This window comes from Marinobacter sp. G11 (genome assembly GCF_021282325.1).
GTDB lineage: Bacteria > Pseudomonadota > Gammaproteobacteria > Pseudomonadales > Oleiphilaceae > Marinobacter > Marinobacter vinifirmus.
On record NZ_JAJSPB010000072.1, the window covers coordinates 1 to 3,337 of the forward strand.

General features: G+C 54.8%; 3 protein-coding genes and 2 pseudogenes. 2 read left to right on the plus strand and 3 right to left on the minus strand.

Going from position 1 to position 3,337, the window contains the following annotated elements; translation table 11 throughout:
- Positions 1 to 128 precede the first annotated feature (128 nt).
- The 3 genes and pseudogenes from LWH94_RS18900 to tnpA all read right to left on the minus strand — a co-directional run.
- A pseudogene (locus tag LWH94_RS18900) lies at positions 129 to 824 on the minus strand (IS66 family transposase zinc-finger binding domain-containing protein); the annotation flags it as partial.
- Between the two features lie 75 nt (positions 825 to 899).
- Positions 900 to 1,235, minus strand: a complete 336-nt coding sequence (gene tnpB / locus LWH94_RS18905) for an IS66 family insertion sequence element accessory protein TnpB (protein ID WP_232903277.1) — start codon at positions 1,233 to 1,235, stop codon at positions 900 to 902.
- Positions 1,232 to 1,606 carry an IS66-like element accessory protein TnpA gene (tnpA, locus tag LWH94_RS18910; RefSeq protein ID WP_232903278.1) on the minus strand — a complete coding sequence of 125 codons (375 nt, stop codon included), beginning with the start codon at positions 1,604 to 1,606 and terminating at the stop codon, positions 1,232 to 1,234. The genes tnpB and tnpA overlap by 4 nt, the downstream gene beginning before the upstream one ends.
- Before the next feature lie 219 nt (positions 1,607 to 1,825).
- Between tnpA and LWH94_RS18915 the strand changes: the two genes are divergently transcribed.
- Both LWH94_RS18915 and LWH94_RS18920 read left to right on the plus strand, forming a co-directional pair.
- Positions 1,826 to 2,632 (plus strand): ABC transporter ATP-binding protein, encoded by an 807-nt coding sequence (locus tag LWH94_RS18915; RefSeq protein WP_232903279.1) that lies wholly within the window; start codon positions 1,826 to 1,828, stop codon positions 2,630 to 2,632.
- A pseudogene (locus tag LWH94_RS18920) lies at positions 2,629 to 3,222 on the plus strand (ABC transporter ATP-binding protein); the annotation flags it as partial. The gene LWH94_RS18915 and the pseudogene LWH94_RS18920, both read left to right, overlap by 4 nt.
- Between the last annotated feature and the right edge of the window lie 115 nt (positions 3,223 to 3,337).

Here is a 3,337-nt window from a genome sequence, read left to right on the forward strand (position 1 = left end):
GAATGGATCGAGGACTATAACCGCAGCCACCCGCACAAGGGGCTAAAAATGAAATCGCCCTGGGAGTACCGGGCGGAACTGGCATCAAACGAATGAGGTGGTGTCCGGTTTAGCGGGGGCAACTACACACCCACCCATTCGGCCAGGGTGGAGCGTGGGATTTCCAGGCCGGCACGGCCGAAGATGCGTTCCTGACGGTACAGTGGCAGATGGTCAGCGTACTTGGCCACCAACACCTGAGCCAGCAGACCGGCGGTGGGGATACCTTTGTCGATCACTTGCGGTGGTACCGGTGCCTGGACCAAGGTCTCGCAGTTGTCGCAGGCCCACTTGCCCCGGATGTGGCGCTCCACGGTGAACTCGCCTGGGACGTAGTCCAGCTTCTCACTGACGTCCTCGCCAATACGCTTGAGCAGGCAACCGCACTGGCACTGAGTGTTGTCCGGTTCGTGGTGGATCAGGGTGCGGGGCAGTTCGGGTGGCAGCGAGGTGCGCTTGGGTTGCTGCTTTGGCCGGGCCGCCTTCTGCTCCTCGGTCATTGCCTGGTCCAGCTCGGCTTCGATGGCGGCCAGGTCGCTGTCAATCAGCTCGTCCAGGAGCTTGCCCTGAACTGCATCGAGTTGCTCACTGCGGCGGGCGAACTTGTGTCGCTTGAGGATGGCCACTTCGTGGGTCAGCTTCTCAATGGTCGCATTGCTGCGCACCAACGCCCGTTCTTTCTGGCCCAAGGCTTCATCCTTGGCCTCCAGGGAGTCCATCAGTTCCATCGCCAGGGCACGGAGCTGATCGGCAGAGAGTTGGTTGATATCGGGGCGCTGAGTCATGCCCAACAGTATGCCAAGTCCGCCTACAGCAAGCGATTCGCGGTTCTGATTATGGCGAGACCGCAGGGCTTGTGGTTACAGAATGGAGATCACGCCTTCAGCGCCAATGCGCTGCCAGGGCAGGCCCTGAACCAGGGCGGACAGCTGTTCTTCGGTCAGGGGTAATTGGTCACCGCGCCAGGATTCGCCCCAATGGAATTTACCCCGGTTCAGCCTGCGGGCACACAACCAGATGCCGAGACCATCATGGATCAGCACCTTCATCCGGTTGCCTCGTTTGTTGGCGAACAGGTAGGCACAATGGGGCTTGGCGGAGCCAAAAACCTGAATGACCCGCGCCAGGGTCTTGTCGGGTCCGGCCCGCATATCCAGCGGTTCGGTGGCCAGCCAGATCTCGTCAATGCGGATCATCCCACCAGATCCCGAAGCAAGGCCGCACACTGATGTGCCTGGTCCGCCGGCCACTCCACCACAACCGCGCCGCCGGCGCGGGGAATCTCGATACGGATGGTGCTACATTGACTCGAGACTGACGGGGTGTCCGGCACAGGCGCTACGGCTGGCAAACGGATCGGAACGAATCCTGGCGCTTCCGGTGTTTTAGCCGCCCTTCGCGCCTCACTCATCCAGCGCCGGACCATGTTGGCGTTGAGGCCGTTATCCAGCGAAATACGGGAAACAGACGCCCCGGGCTTCAGACATTCGGCGACGATACGAGCCTTCAGCTCTTTGGAGTAACGACGACGTTTTTGGTAGGGCTTGGTTACGCTTATGTTGGTCATGTTAAGTGTCCACTTAAAAATAAGTGGACACTATCCTGACGGCAGCGGCGCCTGGCTCAAGATGGGATTACCGGACGGTTACGAAGCAAGAAGCTCAAAGGTGGCTCAATATATGGCAACTGACAAGTTTCTAACGCAGCCCCTACTTTTTGGGGGGGGATCATTTACTTAATATGGATACTTTAGACAAAGCTCAAAAACAAAAATAGAAGGCACGAAATGAGTAATCCATATGTATTGCAAGCCTTAGGCCTCGTAAAGGAGTTTAGGGGGTTTCAGGCCGTTGATCATGTCGATCTCCAAATTCGGAAGGGCGATATTCATGCGTTGATTGGCCCGAACGGCGCAGGGAAAACCACAGTATTCAATCTGTTAACCAAGTTTCTTACTCCTACTAGAGGGAATATTCTTTATAAGGGTGAAGATATCACCGCCCTAAATTCAGCCGCTATTGCGCGCAAGGGTATTGTCCGCTCCTTTCAAATCTCTGCCGTTTTTCCTCACATGACCGCACTAGAAAACGTCCGTATGGCCCTGCAGGCGACCGAGGGTTGCTCCTTTGATTTTTGGAGGTCGGGCCGTTCTTTGCTTCATCTAAATAAGCGTTGTATCGAGTTACTGGAGTCGGTTGGTCTTGCTGAGTTTGCCCATACGGCCGCTGTTGAGCTTTCTTATGGTCGTAAGCGTGGGCTTGAGTTGGCTACCACGCTTGCGATGGATCCCCAAGTATTGTTGTTAGATGAGCCGACTCAAGGTATGGGCTCGGAAGATGTCGATCGTGTGGTGGATTTGGTGCGTGAAGCTGCGAAGGGTCGCACCGTACTGATGGTGGAGCACAACCTCAGTGTCGTAAGCAAACTTTGTGACCAAGTTACGGTACTAGCCCAGGGAGCCGTTCTGACCGAGGGGGATTACCTGACCGTATCCGAGGACCGGCGAGTTCGTGAGGTTTATATGGGGCATGATGGTATTGGCGAACGGAGTGCCTCACCTCTCAAAGCTTCCAATTATAGGGCAGTCTCATGAGCCTGAGTCAGGGGAGCAAATACGAGCAACTCCGAATTTCCGGCCTGAATGCTTTTTATGGTGAGTCTCATATTCTCCATGGTATCGATTTAGTGGTACATCGAGGTGAATTGGTCACTTTGCTAGGCCGAAATGGCGCTGGTCGGAGCACAACACTTAAAGCGATCATGAATATGGTGGGGCGCCGCACCGGTTCGATCATGATTAATGGAGAAGAAACTACAAAGTGTGCTCCACATAACTTAGCCCGACTGGGTGTGGGATATTGTCCTGAACATCGAGGTATTTTTTCGTCCCTTAGCGTTCAGGAGAACCTGACGTTGCCGCCGTTGGTTCGCAGCGGTGGTATGAGTTTGGACGAAATTTACACCATGTTCCCTAACCTTTACGAGCGCCGATATAGTCAGGGTACCAAGCTCTCCGGTGGAGAGCAGCAGATGTTGGCCATGGCTCGTATATTGCGCACAGGCGCTAATATGCTCCTGCTTGACGAAATTACAGAGGGGCTGGCGCCTGTCATCGTGGAAACGTTGGGTGCGGTGTTGGTGGCATTGAAGAAAAAGGGCCTGACAATCGTTCTAGTGTCCCGTCTGGGTAATCCCTTTATTTATTATCAATAACACTCAGCTTTGCTCGCGCCACTGAAGTCATAATCGATTCTGCACTCTTGTGCCAGCGGAAGGGCTTTGCCAGTTTCTCATTATG